The sequence below is a fragment of the Microbacterium sp. che218 genome (genome assembly GCF_040436305.1).
GTDB classification, from domain to species: Bacteria; Actinomycetota; Actinomycetes; order Actinomycetales; family Microbacteriaceae; genus Microbacterium; species Microbacterium algihabitans.
Window position 1 is genome coordinate 335,634 of record NZ_AP031501.1, and the last position, 17,907, is coordinate 353,540.

Annotated in this window: 11 protein-coding genes; 5 read left to right on the plus strand and 6 right to left on the minus strand. The window is 70.6% G+C overall.

What is annotated here, in order from left to right:
• Positions 1–2 precede the first annotated feature (2 nt).
• A complete protein-coding gene (locus ABXS86_RS01565) occupies positions 3–1,076 on the minus strand; it encodes an AI-2E family transporter (protein WP_353665401.1) in 1,074 nt (357 codons plus the stop codon).
• Positions 1,077–1,247: 171 nt separating this feature from the next.
• Here ABXS86_RS01565 and ABXS86_RS01570 point away from each other — a divergent pair, with 171 nt between their 5' ends.
• Both ABXS86_RS01570 and ABXS86_RS01575 read left to right on the plus strand, forming a co-directional pair.
• Positions 1,248–3,026 carry a glycosyl transferase gene (locus ABXS86_RS01570; RefSeq protein ID WP_353665402.1) on the plus strand — a complete coding sequence of 593 codons (1,779 nt, stop codon included), beginning with the start codon at positions 1,248–1,250 and terminating at the stop codon, positions 3,024–3,026.
• Entirely contained in the window at positions 3,023–3,970 is a 948-nt protein-coding gene (locus ABXS86_RS01575) for a tetratricopeptide repeat protein (protein ID WP_353665403.1), read from the plus strand. The genes ABXS86_RS01570 and ABXS86_RS01575 overlap by 4 nt, the downstream gene beginning before the upstream one ends.
• 82 nt (positions 3,971–4,052) lie before the next feature.
• Here the strand turns inward: ABXS86_RS01575 and glgB are convergent, their stop codons facing one another.
• The 3 genes from glgB to glgX form a co-directional block, all read right to left on the minus strand.
• A complete protein-coding gene (gene glgB, locus ABXS86_RS01580; protein WP_353665404.1) occupies positions 4,053–6,191 on the minus strand; it encodes a 1,4-alpha-glucan branching protein GlgB in 2,139 nt (712 codons plus the stop codon).
• A complete protein-coding gene (locus tag ABXS86_RS01585) occupies positions 6,188–8,257 on the minus strand; it encodes a maltotransferase domain-containing protein (RefSeq protein ID WP_409988244.1) in 2,070 nt (689 codons plus the stop codon). Before ABXS86_RS01585 ends, glgB begins: the two co-directional genes overlap by 4 nt.
• 83 nt (positions 8,258–8,340) lie before the next feature.
• Positions 8,341–10,431, minus strand: a complete 2,091-nt coding sequence (gene glgX / locus ABXS86_RS01590; protein WP_353665405.1) for a glycogen debranching protein GlgX — start codon at positions 10,429–10,431, stop codon at positions 8,341–8,343.
• Between the two features lie 46 nt (positions 10,432–10,477).
• Between glgX and ABXS86_RS01595 the strand changes: the two genes are divergently transcribed.
• The 3 genes from ABXS86_RS01595 to ligA all read left to right on the plus strand — a co-directional run bounded on the left by ABXS86_RS01595 (position 10,478) and on the right by ligA (position 15,438).
• Entirely contained in the window at positions 10,478–11,674 is a 1,197-nt protein-coding gene (locus ABXS86_RS01595) for a cysteine desulfurase family protein (protein WP_353665406.1), read from the plus strand.
• Positions 11,675–11,683: 9 nt separating this feature from the next.
• The gene (mnmA, locus tag ABXS86_RS01600) at positions 11,684–12,781 is read left to right on the plus strand and encodes a tRNA 2-thiouridine(34) synthase MnmA (RefSeq protein WP_307211468.1); all 1,098 of its coding nucleotides are present in this window, start codon (positions 11,684–11,686) and stop codon (positions 12,779–12,781) included.
• A gap of 167 nt (positions 12,782–12,948) precedes the next feature.
• A complete protein-coding gene (gene ligA / locus ABXS86_RS01605; RefSeq protein ID WP_353665407.1) occupies positions 12,949–15,438 on the plus strand; it encodes an NAD-dependent DNA ligase LigA in 2,490 nt (829 codons plus the stop codon).
• A 155-nt stretch (positions 15,439–15,593) separates the two neighbouring features.
• Here the strand turns inward: ligA and ABXS86_RS01610 are convergent, their stop codons facing one another.
• A complete protein-coding gene (locus ABXS86_RS01610; RefSeq protein WP_353665408.1) occupies positions 15,594–16,091 on the minus strand; it encodes a hypothetical protein in 498 nt (165 codons plus the stop codon).
• Positions 16,092–16,222: 131 nt separating this feature from the next.
• Entirely contained in the window at positions 16,223–17,902 is a 1,680-nt protein-coding gene (locus ABXS86_RS01615; RefSeq protein WP_353665409.1) for a long-chain-fatty-acid--CoA ligase, read from the minus strand.
• Positions 17,903–17,907 lie beyond the last annotated feature (5 nt).

Genomic DNA, 17,907 nt, shown 5'->3' on the forward strand with positions numbered 1-17,907 from the left:
GCTCAGCGCTCGTTCTGCCGCGGGATGATGACCTCGCGGTAGATGATGAGCACGCTCGCGGCGACCGGGATCGCGATGAGCGCGCCGAGAAGGTTGAGCAGCGCGCCACCGGCGAGGGCGGCGATGACGACGACCGAACCGGGCACCGACACCGCGCGGTTCATGATGCGCGGCGAGATCACGTACGCCTCGATCTGCATGTAGACGAGGTAGTAGATCAGCGCGATGAGCGCCGTGGTTGGCGAGCCGAGCCCCGGCAGCAGACAGGTCAGCACGATGATCGTCGATCCGGTCAGGGTGCCCACCAGCGGGATGAGCGAGAAGAAGAACGCCACCACGGCCAGCACCGCGGGGAAGGGGGCTTGGATGATCGACAGGAAGATCGCGCTGAGCACGCCGTTGATCACACCGAGGCTGACCTGCCCCATGACGTAGTAACCGACGGAGTCGGTGATCTTCTCGGCCAGTTCGATGAACCGGGCACGCTTCGACGCGGGGACGAGCTGATAGACGGCCGACTTCAGCGAGGGGGTGGATGCCGTGAAGTAGATCGTGAGGATGAGCACGATGAACGCGCCGCCCAGGCCCGCGGCGACCGCGCCGGCGCCCGTGAGCAGGCCGTTTCCGACCATCGTGGAGATCGAACCGACGTCGAGGGTCGAGAGCCACTGCTGCACGCTGGCCCAGACGTCGTCGATCTTGAGCCAGGGGAGGGTCTGCGACACCCACGCCTGCACGTTCAGGACGATGTCGTTCCACGCCCCGGGCTGCAGCAGCTGCTCGATCTGCCCGACGAGCTGGGCGATCTGACCGACGATGATCGGCACGACCATGAAGACGATCCCGGTGAAGACGCCGAGCACCCCGAGGATCGTCACCAGGACGGCGGCCCAGCGGGGGAGCCCACGGCGTTCGAGGAACGACACCAGCGGATCGAGCCCGAGCGAGAGGAACAGCGCCGTGCCGACGTAGAGCAGGATCGTGGACAGACTCTGCACACTGCCGATGACGAGCAGGCCGACGCCGACGCCGAGCGTCGCGAGCAACGCGACCCGGAACGGGTTGTGGATCTTCATGGGAACGGCTCCCGCCTCAGCCGGGCGGTCGTGCCCGTGTGGTCAGGATACTGAGCACGGCGCCTTCGGAGCGTACGACGGGCCTCGCCGAGAACTTTCAGACGCCCTCGGATAGTCTGAAACGTCGATTCTTCGGTGGCGTCCGAGCCACCGGTGGGGATGGTGTGAAGCGTGAGATTCGTCTGGGCCGTGGTGGCGTTCGTCATCGCCGCCGCCATGATCGGTGCGGGCATCGCCCAGCGCACGGTTTTCCAGGGTCCGTCCGAGGCATCGGCGAACGTGCAGACCGACGGGAGCGAGGCCTACACGCTGATCGACGGCTCGGTTCTGACGAGCGTCCCCGGCGCGCAGACCCTGCGTGTCGAGGGCGACGGCGAGGTCTTCGCCTCGTACGGCCGCACCGCCGACATGGAGGCGTGGCTGGCCGACGTGCCGTACACCGCGGTGACCGTCGACGGTGAAGGCACGGTGCAGACCGCGACGGTCGAGCCGACCGTGACCCCGGCGTCCGACGCCGCCGCCGGACGCAGTCCCGTGGACTCCGACCTGTGGCTCGACGAGTACGAGCAGACCGGGTCGCTCTCGACGACACTGCAGCTGCCCTCCGACATGAGCGTGCTCGTGGCATCCGACGGCACCGCTCCCGCCCCCTCGAACATCAGCGTGACCTGGCCCATCGACAACTCGACCCCGTGGGCCGGCCCCCTCATCGTCGGCGGTGGCATCGTGCTGTTCATCGGCGTCGTGCTGTACGTGCTCGGCATCATGCACGTCCGTCGTCGTCGTCGCCCGCGTCGCAAGGGTCTACCTCTGCCGGTCACCGAGCCCATCTCGACCGTCGACGCGGATGCCGAGGCCAAGGGCGTGGTCAGTCGATCGCGCCGCGGCGGTGCCCGCCGTGCCCTGATCGCGGTGCCCGCACTCGGGGTCTCAGTGGCGCTGATGGCCGGGTGCTCGGCCGACGCCTGGCCTCAGCTGGCCGCGACGGAGACACCGAGTCCGACGCCCACCGTGATCGTTCCCGAGGGGCAGTTCCCGCCGGCCGTGACCGAGGCGCAGGCTCAGCGCATCGTCTCGCGCGTGTCGAGCACGGTCGCCGAAGCCGACTCCGCCCTCGACGCGAACGCGGCGAGCCAGCGCCTGGCCGGTCCCGCTCTCGCCGAACGTCAGACCAACTACACGCTGCGCGCCGCGCTGAGCGATCGCCCCGCCCTTCCGGCGATCCCGGCGGAGCCCGTGCAGATCGTGTTGCCGCAGACCACCGCCGCCTGGCCCCGCACGGTGATGACGGTGGTGGAGTCGGCGGATGCCGCCACGCCCACCACGACGATCATGATGCTGACGCAGGACTCGCCCTGGGATGAGTACAAGGCGTCGTACGTCGGCAACCTGGAGGCCTCGACCAACCTCCCCGAGCTCGCCGCCCCCTACGTCGGCGCGACCCAGGTGCCGCCGGACTCGTCGTTCCTCGTGCTCGCTCCGGACAAGGTCGCCGCGGCCTACGCCGACATCATCAACAACGGTGACAAGAGCGCGTCGTACGCCACCTTCGACACCGCCAACGACCTGCTGTTGAGCGCGATCCAGGCGAACAAGACGCAGCGCACCGACGAGCTCAATCAGACCGGCGCCGGCACGGCACAGATCAGCTTCTCGGCCTCCGCGGGTCCGGCGACGCCGATCGCCCTCGCCACGCTCGACACCGGCGCGATCGTCGCCGTCAACGTGTACGAGAGCGACACCGCCAAGCCCACCAACGCCGACGCGGTGATCAAGCTCGACAACAACCCCGCGGTCAAGGCCCTGACCGGCGTCGACCAGTCGGCGACCGGCTTCACCACGACCTACTCCGACCAGGTGTTCTTCTACGTGCCCAGCCAGGGCTCCGACGATCAGATCCGCCTGCTCGGCTACCGTTCCAGCCTCCTCGAAGCGAAGGTGTCCCCGTGAGCACTCCCGCCCCCGGTTCCGTCATGCGCGGTGCCGTCGACCTCTCGTCGTTGCGCAACCGCCCGCAGCCTCCTGCCGCCCCCGCCGCCGGAGCCCCGGCCGCACCGGCCCTCGCGGGGGGAGCGAGCCCGCTCGTGTTCGACGTCACCGACGCGTCGTTCGGTGAGGTGCTCGAGCTCTCGCGCACGGTGCCGGTCGTCATCGACCTCTGGGCCGAGTGGTGCGGTCCGTGCAAGCAGTTGAGCCCCGTGCTCGAGAAGGTCGTCATCGAACTCGGCGGGCGCCTGGTGCTCGCCAAGGTCGACGTCGACGCCAACCCGCAGTTGGCGCAGGGCTTCCGCGCCCAGTCGATCCCGATGGTGCTGGCCCTGGTCGCGGGTCAGCCCGTTCCGCTGTTCACCGGTGCGGTGCCCGAGCAGCAGGTGCGCGACGTATTCGCCCAGTTGCTGCAGCTGGCCGCGCAGCACGGCGTGACCGGAACGGTGCCGGTAGACGGCGTCACGGACGACGTCGCGCCCGAAGAGCCGCCGCTGCCCCCGCTGCACGCCGAGGCCTTCGCCGCGATCGAGGAGGGCGACTACGCCCGCGCGATCACCGCGTACGAGAAGGCCCTCGTCGAGAACCCGCGCGACGCCGACGCTCGCGCAGGCCTCGGCCAGGTTCGCTTGCTCGATCGCGTGCAGGGCGCTGACCTGCAGGCCGCGCGCGACGCGGCGGCCGCCGAGCCGACCGGTCTCGACGCGCAGTTCCTCGTGGCCGACCTCGACGTGGTCGGCGGTCATGTCGACGACGCGTTCGGTCGCCTGCTCGACCTCTTCCAGGCGCTGCCGGCCGACGACCGCGCTCCGGTGCGCGAGCGCCTGCTCGAGCTGTTCGGTCTCGTCGGCGACGACGACGCGCGCGTCATCCGGGCTCGTGCCCGTCTGGCATCGCTGCTGTTCTGACCGCGAGACGCCGTCGGCCGCCTGCGGGCATGCGAAGGCCCCGACCCGCAAAAGCGCATCGGGGCCCTCACACGATGAGTCGTCAGCTGCCGGCGCGGTGGTGCAACCAGAGCACACCCAGCGGCGGGATGGTCAGCGTGGCGCTGCCCCGCGCGTCGGTCACGACAGCGCCCAGGTTGCCCTGACCCGAACCGCCGAAGGCCTCCGCGTCGCTGTTGAGCACCTCGGTCCAGGTTCCGGCCTCGGGCAGGTCGAGCGGGAAGTCGCCGAGCGGCACTCCCGAGAAGTTGCACACGACCGCGACCGTGTTGCCGTGGTGGTCGCGGCGCGCGAACGCGAGCACGTTGGGGTTCCACGCGGGCGCGCCCAAGCGGGAGAACGCTGCTCCGTCGTGGTCGCGCGACCACAGCGGAGCCTGGTCCTTGTACACGCGGTTGAGCTCGGCGACGAAGTCGTGCAGCTGCGCGTGCGAGGGCTGGTCGAGCATCCACCAGTCGATGCTGCGCGACTCCGACCACTCGGACATCTGGCCGAACTCCTGGCCCATGAACAGCAGCTGCTTGCCGGGGTGGCCCCACATGTAGGCGAGGAAGGCCCGCATGTTGGCGAGCTTCTGCCAGTGGTCACCGGGCATGCGGCCGAAGAGACTGCCCTTGCCGTGCACGACCTCGTCGTGGCTGATCGGCAGGATGAAGTTCTCGCTGAAGGCGTAGACGAACGAGAACGACAGCTCGCCCTCGTGGTGCGAGCGGTACATCGGATCGCGCCCGATGTACTGCAGCGAGTCGTTCATCCAGCCCATGTTCCACTTGAAGCCGAAGCCGAGGCCCGCGGCGGAGGTGGGGGCGGTGACGCCGGGGAAGCTGGTCGATTCCTCGGCGATGAGCGCGATGCCGGGGTAGCGCTTGTACGAGGTGGCGTTGACCTCCTGCAGGAAGCGGATCGCCTCGAGGTTCTCGCGGCCGCCGAACTGGTTGGGCGCCCACTCGCCGTCGTTGCGGGAGTAATCGAGGTAGAGCATGGAGGCCACGGCATCCACGCGCAGACCGTCGACGTGGAACTCCTCGAACCAGTACAGCGCGTTCGCGACGAGGAAGTTGCGCACCTCGTTGCGGCCGTAGTCGAAGATCAGCGTGCCCCAGTCCTTGTGCTCGCCTCGGCGGGGGTCAGGGTGCTCGTAGAGGGGCTCGCCGTCGAAGCGCGCGAGGGCGAAGTCATCCTTCGGGAAGTGGCCGGGAACCCAGTCCATGATCACGCCGATGCCGGCCTGGTGGAGCCGGTCGATCAGGTAGCGCAGGTCGTCGGGATCACCGAAGCGGCTCGTCGGGGCGTAGTAGCCCGACACCTGGTAGCCCCAGGAGCCGCCGAAGGGGTGCTCGGACAAGGGCAGGAACTCGACGTGGGTGAACCCCTGCGCGCCGACGTAATCGATGATCTCGTCGGCCGCGTCGCGGTACGACAGGCCCTGCTTCCACGACCCGAGGTGCAGCTCGTAGATCGACATCGGTCGGTCAATCGGCGCGGTGCGCGAGCGCTCGTCGATCCATTCGTCGTCCGCCCAGGCGTACGTCGAATCGGTCACGACGGATGCCGTGGCGGGAGGGACCTCCGCCAGCCGCGCCATCGGGTCGGCCTTCTCGATCCACTGTCCGCCGCGCGTGAGGATCTCGAACTTGTAGCGGGTGCCGACGCCGACACCCGGGACGAACAGCTCCCAGACGCCGCTGCCGCCCATCGAGCGCATCGCGTGGCCGGTGCCGTCCCAGCCGTTGAAGTCGCCGATCACGCGGAGGGCCCGTGCGTCGGGCGCCCAGACGGTGAACGCGGTGCCGCTCGAGCCGTCGAGCTCGCGCGGGTGGGCGCCGAGCACGCGCCACAGCTCCTCGTGGCGCCCCTCGGTGATCAGGTGCAGGTCGAGTTCGCCGATCGAGGGGGCATGGCGGTAGCCGTCGTCGGCGACGTGCTCGCTTCCGTCGTACGACGCGCGCACCGTGTAGGCGCCGGGGTGGGCGTCGACGGTGGCCTCCCAGACGCCGCCGCGCACGTGCGCGAGCGGCACGGTCGAGCCGTCGGCGAGGACCGCGTCGACCTCGTGCGCCAGCGGGCGGCGGGAGCGGATGACCCACCCGTCGCTGCTCTCGTGCACGCCCAGCACGCTGTGCGGGTCGTGGTGCGCACCGTGGGCCACGGCATCGAGGATCTCGGGGGGAAGGGTGCTCATCGGTTCTCCTTGACGTGCAGGATGTGCACGGGCTCGGCGAAGGCGTCGAGACGCACGAAGTTGTGGTCGGCCCAGGTCCAGACCTGGCCGGTCACGAGGTCTTCGACGTCGTACGACGTTCCGGGCTCGATCCCGAACACGGTGGTGTCGAGGTGCACCGTCGTCTCGCGCGCGGAGTGCGGGTCGACGTTGGCCACGACGATGATCGTGTCGGTCTCACCCGTGGGGGAGAGGGCGGCATCGAGGTGCTTGGAGTAGACGAGGATGGCGTCGTCGTCGCTCCAGTGGATGTCGAGGTTGCGCAACTGACGCAGTGCCGGGTGCGCGCGTCGGGCGGCGTTGAGCATGCGCAGGTAGGGGGCGAGCGAGTCGCCAGCGGCTTCGGCCGCCTCCCAGTCGCGGAACTTGTACTCGTACTTCTCGTTGTCGATGTTCTCTTCCGACCCCGGCCGGGCGACGTTCTCGAACAGCTCGTAGCCCGCGTACACGCCATAGGTGGGTGCGGCCGTCGCGGCGATCGCGGCGCGGATCTTGTAGCCGGGGCGCCCGCCGAACTGCAGGTACTCGGTGAGGATGTCGGGCGTGTTGACGAACAGGTTCGGACGGAGGAAGTCGGCGGTGTCGTGGGCGAGACCGCCCAGGAACTCCTCGAGTTCTTCCTTCGTATTGCGCCACGCGAAGTAGGTGTAGCTCTGCTGGAACCCGGCCATCGCGAGACCCTGCAAGGGAGCGGGGCGCGTGAAGGCCTCGGCGAGGAAGACCGCACCGGGCTCTTCGGCGCTGACGGTGGCGATGAGCCATTCCCAGAACTGCAGGGGCTTGGTGTGCGGGTTGTCGACGCGGAAGATCGTGACGCCCTGCGCGATCCAGTGCCGCACGACGCGGAGGACCTCGGCGCGGATGCCCTCGGGATCGTTGTCGAAGTTGACCGGGTAGATGTCCTGGTACTTCTTCGGCGGGTTCTCGGCGAACGCGATCGAACCGTCGGGAAGGGTCGTGAACCACTCGGGGTGCTCGGCAACCCAGGGGTGGTCGGGCGAGGCCTGCAGCGCCAGGTCGAGCGCGACCTCGATGCCGTTCTCGCGCGCGGCGTCGACGAACGCGCGGAAGTCGTCGAGCGTGCCGAGATCGGGGTGGACCGTGTCGTGCCCGCCCGCTGCGCCGCCGATGGCCCACGGCGAGCCGGGGTCTCCGGGCTCGGTGACGAGGGTGTTGTTGGGGCCCTTGCGGTTGGTCTGGCCGATCGGGTGGATCGGGGGCAGGTACAGCACGTCGAAGCCCATGCCGGCCACGCCGGGCAAGCGTTCGGCGGCGGTGCGGAACGTGCCGCTGATCACGCTGCCGTCGTCGGCTCGGCGTGCCCCCTCTGAGCGGGGGAAGAACTCGTACCAGGCGCCGACTCCGGCGCGCTCGCGCTCGACGAGGAGCTCGGCGTCTTTGCCGACGGAGACGAGGCTCATCATCGGGCGCGCGTCGAACAGCGCGGCGATGGCGGGGTCGCGCACGATCTGCAGGGCGGTGTCGTCGTGCACGTCGGGGTCGCGCAGCAAACGCGCCGCGTCGTACAGCAGGTCTTTGTCGCTGCCGGGTCGCTTCTTCTCGCCGCGCGCGCGATCGAAGAGCTGAGCGCCCATCTCGCGCATGAGCGCGGAGTCGACGCCCGCGGCGATCTTGAGGTCGGCGGCGTGCTGCCACGTGGCGAAGTCGTCGGCGAACGACTCGCAGCGGAAGCGCCACACGCCCTGCTCGAGCGGAGCGACGAGGGTCGACCAGCGGTCGAACCCGTCGTTGAGCGGGCTCAGCCGGTGCAGCGACTCGTCACCGGACGGCGAGAACAGCCGCACCTGCACGCCGATGCGGTCATGGCCCTCGCGGAAGGCGGTGACGGTGAAGGGCACCGCTTCGCCGACGTAGGCGGAGGGCCGGAAACGCCCTCCGGGGACGCTGGGGTGCGGCAGCGCCATCGGGATGCGCGGTGTGACCACGCTGCGCGTGGTCTGCGTCGGCTTGACCGGACGCACCGGGATCGAGGCGGCGCTGCGCCAGGGCAGCTCGGGCGAAGGCATCGTCGTGGTGGCCACGGTCCGAACCTATCGCGGGCCGCCGACATCGCCGTACGGATTGCTCCGGCCTTGACAGCGAGCCCGGTTCAGTCGACGCGGAACAGCAGCATCGACGCCCCCGTCACGGGAACGGTGTCGCCGGGGGCATGGCGCTCGGCGCTCTCGACCGGCGTCTCGTCGGCGCTCGACCACAGCGGGACGTACACCGCGCCCTCGATGTCGGGGAGCGTGATCACGGTGTCGGCCTCGGTGCCGTGCACGACGAGCAGCACCCGGTTGGGCGACTCGTCTTCGGGCGTCGAGGTGGCGAGGTACTGCAGAGTGCGGTGCGCCGGGTCGTTCCAGCGCTCGCTCGACATCGTCTCGCCCCGCTCGTCGAACCACTCCATCACCGACGCCGAGGGGATCACCTCCCCGAGGCGTGCGAACCGCTGGGGGCGCAGCGCCGGGTTGTCGCGGCGCAGGCGCAGCAGCTGCTGGGTGTGGGCGAACAGGTGCTCCTGCCACGGGGCGAGGTCCCACGACAGCCACGTGAGGGCGGAGTCGTGGCAGTAGGCGTTGTTGTTGCCGCGCTGCGTGCGGCCCATCTCATCGCCCGCCGTGATCATCGGCACGCCCGCCGACAGCAGCAGTGTGCCCAGCAGGTTGCGCATGGCCTTGCGGCGGGTGGCGAGCACGCGTTCGTCGGTGGTGCTGCCCTCGGCGCCGTGGTTGAACGAGCGGTTGGTGTCGGCGCCATCGCGGTTCTGCTCGCCGTTGCCGAGGTTGTGCTTGACGTCGTACGAGACGAGGTCGCGCAGGGTGAAACCGTCATGCGCGGTGACGAAGTTGACGCTCGCCAGGGGCCCGCGTTCCTCGCTGAACGTGTTCGACGACCCGGCCAGGCGCGTGGCGAAGCCGCCCACGCCGACGGGGGCGGTGTCGGCGCGGCGGGCGTAGTCGATGTCGCTGAGCCAGAAGTTGCGCACGCGGTCGCGGTAGCGGTCGTTCCACTCCAGCCAGCCCTCGCCGAAGTTGCCGGTCTGCCAGCCGCCCATGCCGACGTCCCACGGCTCGGCGATGAGCTTCGCGCCCGCCAGCGACGGATCCTCCCGGATCGCGGTCAGAAGCGGGTGCGCCGGGTCGAACGAGTGGCGGGCGTCGCGCCCCAGCGTGACGGCGAGGTCGAAGCGGAACCCGTCGACCTGCACCTCGTCGCTCCAGTACCGCAACGAGTCCAGAACGAGGCGCGCAGCGGCATCCGTCGACGTGTTCACCGCGTTGCCGCATCCGGTCTCGTCGATGTAGACGCCCTCGTCGGTCTGGCGGTAGTAGGCGCGGTTGTCGATGCCGCGCAGGCTCGTACGCGGGCCGCCGATGCCCTCTTCGGCGGTGTGGTTGTACACCACGTCGAGCAGCACCTCGAGCCCGGCCTCGTGCAGGAGCTTCACCATGCCCTTGAACTCGCGCAGGACCGCCTCGGGTCCCTCGGCGCGGCTCGCGGCGGTCGCGTACGGCGCGTGCGGCGTGAAGAAGTTGAGGGAGTTGTAGCCCCAGTAGTTCGCGAGTCCCAGCTGCAGCAGGCGCGGCTCGGTCGCGAACGCGTGCACCGGCAGCAGCTCGACGCTGGTGATGCCGAGCGAGAGCAGGTGGTCGATCATCGCGGGGTGCGCGAGGCCGGCGTAGGTGCCGTGCAGGGCCGGGGGGATGAACGGATGCCGCTTGGTCAGGCCCTTCACGTGCCCCTCGTAGACGACGGTGCGGTCGAGGGGGATCCGCGGCTTCTGCGACGAGCCCCAGTCGAACGAGCCGTCGACGACCACCGAGCGCCAGTCGCCGTAGCTGCCCGAGACCAGACCGCGCGAGTAGGGCTCGACGAGCAGCGACTGCGGGTTGAAGGTGTGCCCGGGCCCGTGCGGACCGCCCACGCGGATCGCGTACCGCGCGCCGGGACGCAGGAGCGCGGAGGACGCCTCGAACACGCCCCCGCCGACGGGGGTCATCGTGATGGTCTCGGTCGCCCAGTCGAGGTCGACCTCGTCGAAGACCAGCAGCTGCATGGCATCCGCCGCTCCCGACCAGACGCGGAGCGTGCCGCCGTCGGGACCCAGGCGCACGCCCAGGTCGTCGAGGGTCGGGCTCAGCAGCCCGGGGCGGGCGGAGGCGCGGACGGGCAGGGCAGTCTCGGGTCGGACCATGCGTCATAGGCTAGTCACCGCGGCAGGCGAAACCGGGAGGGCGTGGATGCGGGTATACCTCGATCACGCGGCGACGACCCCGCTGCGGCCCGAGGCGCGCGACGCGTGGCTCGCGGCGCACGAGGTGCTCGGCAATCCGTCGTCGATCCACGGCGCGGGGCAGCAGGCCCGCCGCCTGCTCGAGGACGCCCGCGAGAGCCTGGCCGCGGTGCTCGGCTGCCAGCCGATCGAGGTCGTCTTCACCTCGGGCGGGACCGAGGCCGCGAACCTCGCGCTGAAGGGGCTGTGGTGGTCGCGGGCCGAAGGTGAAGACGCGGTGGTGCTGCCCGACGGAGAGCATCACGCGACCCTCGACGTGGTGCAGTGGCTCGCGTCGGCCGAGGGCGCGACGGTGCGCCCCGTCGCGCTCGACGAGGGCGGACGCATCGTGCCCGAGGTCTTCGCCGCCGCTCTGCCGGGTGCCGCGCTCGCGACGGCGCTCGTGGCCAACAACGAGGTCGGGACGATCCAGGATGCCGCGGGCCTGGCCTCGGCGGCCGCTGCGGCGGGAGTCCCGCTGCACCTCGACGCGGTGTCGGCCCTCGGCCAGATCCCCGTGGACTTCGCGGCGTGGCGCGGCGCCGGGTCCGCGGCATCCGGACTCGTGACGATGTCGGTGTCGGCTCACAAGGTCGGCGGACCCGTGGGCGTCGGTGCGGCCGTTGTGTCGCGGCACGCTCGCGTCACCCCTCTCGTGCACGGCGGCGGCCAGCAGCGCAGCCTGCGCGCGGGCACCCAGGACGTCGCGGGGGCGGCCGCCTTCGCCGCGGCGGCGACCGTCGCCGAGATCGAGCGCGAGGCCGAGTCCGAGCGTCTGCGCGGGCTGCGCGATCGCCTGATCGCCGGGATCCGCGCGGGGGTCCCGGCCGCACGGCTGCTCGGCGACCCGACGGATCGTCTGCCCGGCAACGCGCACGTGCTGTTCCCGGATGCCGCGGGCGAGACGTTGCTGTTCCTGCTCGACATGCACGGCTTCGCCGTCTCCACCGGGTCGGCGTGCCAGGCCGGGGTCGCCGAGCCGTCGCACGTCGTGCTCGCCCTCGGCCTCGACGAGCGCGCGGCGCGGTCGGTGCTGCGTTTCACCCTCGGGCGCACCTCCACCGCCGAGGACGTCGACGCTCTTCTCGCCCGCCTGCCCGAGGTGTACGCCCGGGCCGTGGCATCCGGAGCCCCATCCGGCGCTCGTTCAGACCGGGCTTCGTAGACTGGCTGCATGCGAGTTCTTGCGGCGATGAGCGGTGGAGTCGACTCCGCGGTGGCTGCGGCCCGCGCGGTCGAGGCGGGTCACGACGTAGTCGGCGTGCATCTGGCGCTTTCGCGCGCCGGGGGGACGCTGCGGGCCGGCAGCCGCGGCTGCTGCACGATCGAAGACGCGATGGACGCCCGCCGCGCCGCCGACAAGCTCGGCATGCCGTTCTACGTGTGGGACTTCTCGGAGCGTTTCCGCGACGACGTGATCGACGACTTCGTGTCGGAGTACCGCGCCGGGCGCACCCCCAACCCCTGCATGCGCTGCAACGAGAAGATCAAGTTCGCCGCCCTCCTCGAGCGCGCGGTCGAGCTCGGCTTCGACGCCGTGTGCACGGGCCACTACGCCACGCTCGTCGACACGCCCGAGGGACGCGAGCTGCACCGGGCCTCCGACAACGCCAAGGACCAGTCGTACGTGCTGGGAGTGCTCACCGCCGAGCAGCTCGCGCACACGTACTTCCCGCTCGGCTCGACCCCCTCGAAGGCGCTCGTGCGCGCCGAGGCGGAGGAGCGCGGACTCTCGGTCGCGCAGAAGCCCGACAGTCACGACATCTGCTTCATCCCCGACGGCGACACGCGCGGCTGGCTCGCCGACAAGGTGGGCGCCGAGCGCGGCGAGATCCTCGACCGCACCGGAGCCGTGGTGGGCACGCACGAGGGCGCGCACGCCTTCACCGTGGGGCAGCGCCGCGGCCTGCAGCTCGGCGTGCCCGCCGCCGACGGCAAGCCCCGCTTCGTCCTCGAGGTGCGCCCCATCAACAACACCGTGGTGGTCGGGCCGAAGGAGGCGCTCGCGTGCTCCGAGATCGCGGGGGAGCGCTTCACCTGGGCAGGTCGGGCTCCGGATGCCGACTCCTTCGCGTGCGACGTGCAGATCCGCGCCCACGCCGACCCGGTGCCGGCGTTCGCGGAGTTCGTCGACGGCGTGCTCACCGTGCGCCCCGAGACGCCGTTCGACGGCGTCGCGCCCGGACAGACCGCCGTGCTCTACGACGGAACGCGCGTGATCGGTCAGTTCACGATCGACCGCACGGTGTCGGCGGTGCCGGTCGAGGTCTGAGCCGACCGCAGCCTGGGCGACGGGAGGTCCGGGGAAAGGAGGGCGCTGACGCGTTCTGTTCCCCTCCCTTCCCCGAATCCCCTCCGCTCAGCCGGATGTCGCGATCGTCGCGGAACGCGGCGGGCAAGGCCCGGGGCGATGTCGTACCCCCTCCCTAAGCTGGAGACGTGACCGAGCACGATCAGCTTCCCGACCTGACCCTCGACCAGGCACGCGCCGAGGCGGGCGATCTCTCGCAGCGCATCCTGGGCGCGCGCGACGCCTACTACGGGCGCGACGCCGAGCTGGTCGACGACGCCACCTACGACGGGTGGATGCACCGTCTCGAGGCGATCGAGCGGCTGTATCCCGAACTTCAGGGGCAAGACAGCCCGACCCAGTCGGTGGGCGCCGCCGAGGCGACCGATCTGGCGACGATCGAGCACGCCGAGCGCATGCTGAGCCTCGACAACGTCTTCTCGCCCGATGAACTGCGCGACTGGGCGGTCAAGGCCGAGGCCTCCGCGGGTCGACCCGTGCACTGGCTCAGCGAGCTGAAGATCGACGGGTTGGCCATCAACCTGCGGTACGAGAACGGGGTGCTGACCTCGGCCGCCACCCGCGGCGACGGCCGGGTCGGCGAGATCGTGACCGACAACGCTCTGCGGGTCGCGGGCATCCCGCGCGAGCTCGCCGGCGAGGGCCACCCCTCTCTGGTCGAGGTGCGCGGCGAGGTCTTCATCCCGGTCGCGAAGTTCGAGAACCTCAACCGGCTCCAGGGCGAGTTCCGCGAGCGCGCGGTCGCCGAGGCGCGCGAGCGGGCGTCGGGCCGTCGCGGCGGTCGGGTCTTCGACGAGGAGAAGGCCGAGATCGCCGCCGCCCGTCGGTTCCCGGCTTTCGCCAACCCCCGCAACGCCGCGAGCGGAGGCCTCCGTCAGCAGATCGAGAAGAAGTCCGGCCTCGAGCTCGAAGCCGGACTCGCGCGCATCGACTCCCTCGCGCTCTACGTCCACGGCATCGGCGCCTGGCCCGATCCTCCCGTCGCCGCCCAGAGCGAGATCTACGCCTTGCTGGCGTCGTGGGGGCTGCCCACCTCGCCGTACTTCCGCGTCGAAGACTCCATCGACGGCGTGCTCTCGTTCGTCGCCCACCACGGCGAGCATCGCCACGATGTCGAGCACGAGATCGACGGAGTCGTGGTCAAGATCGATGAACTCGCCCTGCACGACGAACTCGGCGCGACCAGCCGCGCTCCGCGGTGGGCGATCGCCTACAAGTACCCGCCCGAGCAGGTCAACACGAAGCTGCTCGACATCGTCGTCTCGGTCGGGCGCACGGGCCGCGCCACCCCCTTCGCCGTGATGGAGCCCGCGCGCGTGGCCGGCAGCGTCGTGCGCCAGGCGACCCTGCACAACCAAGACGTCGTGAAGGTCAAGGGCGTGCTGATCGGCGACACCGTCGTGCTCCGCAAGGCGGGTGACGTCATCCCCGAGGTGCTCGGGCCCGTCGTCGAGCTGCGCGACGGCACCGAACGCGCCTTCATCATGCCCACCGACTGCCCCGAGTGCGGCACGCCGCTGCGACCGGCGAAAGAAGGCGACATCGACCTGCGCTGCCCCAACGCCCGGTCGTGCCCCGCGCAGGTGCGCGGTCGCGTCGAGCACATCGGCTCGCGCGGCGCGCTCGACATCGAGGCCCTCGGCGAGGTGACGGCAGCGGCGCTGACGCAGCCCGAGGTCCCCGAACGCCCTCCGCTCGACACCGAGGCGGGGTTGTTCGACCTCACGGTCGACGAGCTCGTGCCCATCGAGGTCGTGGTGCGCGACTCCGAGACCGGAGAACGAAAGGTCGATCCCGACTCGGGTGAACCGGTGCGTCGCGCCCCGTTCCAGAAGCTCGGCGCCGCGACCTACCCTCCGGGCAGCGAAGACCTCGACCCTGCGGAGCGGCGCCGACGCGGCATCCGCAAATCCCACCGCGAAGTGCTGCCGTCGGAGCAGGCGATCAAGCTCGTCGCCGAGCTCGAGAAGGCCAAGACCAAAGACCTGTGGCGCCTGCTCGTCTCGTTGAACATCCGCCACGTCGGTCCGGTCGCCGCGCGCGCGCTCGCGCAGTGGTTCGGCTCACTCGACGCGATCCGGGCGGCCTCGCGCGAAGAGCTCGCCGCGGTCGAGGGCGTGGGCGGCATCATCGCCGACGCCGTCATCGACTGGTTCGAGGTCGACTGGCACCGCGACATCGTGGAGCGATGGACGGCGGCGGGCGTGCGGTTCTCCATTCCCGGCCACCCCGGGCCCGGGGCGGCGGCAGCGGCCGGGGGAGTCCTCGCCGGACTCACCGTGGTGGCGACCGGCTCCCTCGACGGCTACACCCGTGAGGGAGCGCAGGAGGCGATCATCTCCGCCGGCGGCAAGGCGGCCTCGAGCGTGTCGAAGAAGACCGACTTCGTCGCGGCGGGTCCGGGTGCCGGCTCGAAGCTCGCGAAGGCCGAGGAGCTGGGTCTGCGCATCCTCGACGCCGCGCAATTCCGCATCCTGGTCGAGCAGGGGCCGGCGGCGCTCGACGGCGGTGCTCCAGACCCCGACGCTGCAGCGGTGGACGACGCAGAGACCCACGAGGCGGCGGAGACCGATGGGGCCGCGACGACCGGCGGGGCCGCGACGACCGACGCGCCGTGACGACCGGCGGGGCCGCGACGACCCATGCGCCGTGACGACCGACTTAGCCGGGGCCATTGACGAACCGGCCCGGGGCGGCGACGCACAGCCGGGAACAGAGAACGAGGGCGGGACAGGAGATCGCTCTCCTGCCCCGCCCTCGTGTCGTCAGCTGGTCAGCCGGTGCACACCGTCGCCGCGTCGGTGAAGCTCTCCTGCAGAGCGGTCACCTGGTCGCTGAGGCCGCTCGCCGTGTTGGGATCGGCGATGAGGCCCTCGAGGAACGTGGCGTACTCGTTGAGCGCGCCGGTCGCCTTCTGGGCGGCCGGAGCGACCTCTTCGTTCGTGATGCCGCCGAACTCGGTGTCGACCTGCGTCGCCAGCTCGCGGAACTGCGTCAGCGTGGCCTGCGGGTCGGACGTGTCGATCGAGCTGCCGGCCTGGCTGACGGCCTGGAACTGCTCCTGCACGATCTGGCAGGCGTCGGCCTTCGACTGGTCGCCGGCGGGAGCAGGAGCGCTCGACGCCTGCGCTGACGAGCTGGCCTCGCTCGTTCCGGCGGTGTCGTTGGTGTCGGCCTCGTTCGCGTTCGAGTCGCCGCCACCCGAGCACCCGGTCAGCAGCAGCAACGCCGATGCGGCGACGAGCGCGAAAGACGTACGCGTTTTGATCATGTGAATCCCCCAAGGTCACTTCCGGGCGCGAGTCAGTCCGGAATGGCCCCACCGTAGTGACATCCGTCGACGCGCTGCCAATCGCCCCCTGCCCCTTGCGCCGAGCGATGGATTCGGTGCAGGGCGCGTGCTCAGTCGCTGAGCAGCTTGTCGCGCACCTGCCGGCGCAGGACCTTTCCGATCAGCGAGCGCGGCAATTCATCGACCACGATGAGACGCTTCGGCACCTTGTAGGGCGTCAGGATGCCGCGGGCGAACGCCCGCACGGCCTCGGCGTCGAACTCGCCCGGCGTCGTCGGCACGACCGCGGCCACGACCTCTTCGCCCGAGTGCTCGTTCGGGAGCCCGACCACGGCCACCTCGGCGACCGAGGGATGCTGGCGCAGCACGTTCTCGACCTCGGTCGGCGCCACGTTGAAGCCGCCCGTGATGATCAGCTCCTTGATGCGGTCGACGATCCGCACGAAACCGGCGTCGTCGATGGTGACGATGTCTCCGGTGCGGAACCAGCCGTCGACGAACACCGACGCGGTCTCTTCGGGCTTGCCGTAGTACCCCGAGAACACTTGCGGCCCGCGCACCACCAGTTCGCCGCGTTCCACGTCGGTCGTGGGATCGTCGGGGTCGACCACGCGGCACTCGGTCCCCGGCAGGGGCAGGCCCACGGTTCCCGCGACACGGTTGTCGGCGACGGGGTTGGCCATGAGCACGGGGGAGCACTCGCTGAGCCCGTAGCCCTCGACCAGGTAGCCGCCGGTGGCCTCCTCGAAGGGCACCACGAGATCGTGCGGCAGGGCCATCGCACCCGAGATGGCGACCTCGGTGCCCGCGAGCGACACGCCCTGCGCCGTGGCCGCCGCCAACAGGCGTTCGGCGATGGGCGGCACGAGCGGGAGGAACGTCGCCGGGTGCTTCTTGGTGACCGCGAGCACGAGGTCGGGGTCGAATTTGGGGAAGAGCACAAGGCGCGCGCCCATCGACATCGCGAACGTCAGGCACAGAGTGAGCCCGTACGCGTGAAACATCGGCAGCACGGCGTAGACGACGCAGCCCTCGCCGCGCACGATCGAGGGCACCCAGGCGCGCGCCTGCGCCGCGTTCGCGAGCAGGTTGGCATGCGTGAGCATCGCCCCCTTGGGTGTGCCGGTCGTGCCGCTCGTGTACTGGATGATCGCGAGGTCTTCGGCGGCCGGGCGGGGGTGGCTCTCGGGCAGGGGAGCGTGGCGCACCAGGTCGGACCACTCGACGGCGTTCTTCGTCTTCTCGGTGAGCGCTGCGCGCGCCTCGCGGGCCTTCGCGACCGGCAGGCGCAGGGCGAGACGCGTGCGCAGCGGCATGGCCGTGGTCACATCGACCGCGACGAGAGTGTCGACGCGCAGATCGGCCGGGAACTCCTGCACGGTGGCGACGACCTTGCTCCACACGATGGCGTGCTTCGCACCGTGGTCCTCGAACTGCTTGCGCAGCTCCCTCGGGGTGTAGAGCGGGTTGTGCTCGACGACCACGGCGCCCAAGCGCAGCACCGCGTAGAACGCCACGATGTGCTGGGGGCAGTTGGGCAGCACGATGGCCACCGGGTCGCCCGCCTTCACGCCGCGTTGCTTCAGCGCGGCCGCGACGCGCACGATGTCGGCCGCCATCTCGGCATACGACGTCTCACGGCCGAAGAACTGCAGAGCGGGGGCGTCGGGGTAGTCGCGCACCGACGCGTCGACGATGTCGACGAGCGATCCGCTCTGGGGTTCCAGGTCTTCGGGGACTCCCGGTGCATAACTCGAGGTCCAGGGCCGCGGGGGATCGAAGCTCGTCACCCGGT

Coding starts and splice junctions, on each gene's coding strand:
- ABXS86_RS01595 (WP_353665406.1), top strand. CDS start 10,478: ATGCGGGTATACCTCGATCACGCGGCGACGACCCCGCTGCGGCCCGAG.
- glgX (WP_353665405.1), bottom strand. CDS start 10,431: ATGGTCCGACCCGAGACTGCCCTGCCCGTCCGCGCCTCCGCCCGCCCC.
- glgB (WP_353665404.1), bottom strand. CDS start 6,191: ATGAGCACCCTTCCCCCCGAGATCCTCGATGCCGTGGCCCACGGTGCG.
- mnmA (WP_307211468.1), top strand. CDS start 11,684: ATGCGAGTTCTTGCGGCGATGAGCGGTGGAGTCGACTCCGCGGTGGCT.
- ABXS86_RS01585 (WP_409988244.1), bottom strand. CDS start 8,257: ATGCCTTCGCCCGAGCTGCCCTGGCGCAGCGCCGCCTCGATCCCGGTG.
- ABXS86_RS01610 (WP_353665408.1), bottom strand. CDS start 16,091: ATGATCAAAACGCGTACGTCTTTCGCGCTCGTCGCCGCATCGGCGTTG.
- ABXS86_RS01565 (WP_353665401.1), bottom strand. CDS start 1,076: ATGAAGATCCACAACCCGTTCCGGGTCGCGTTGCTCGCGACGCTCGGC.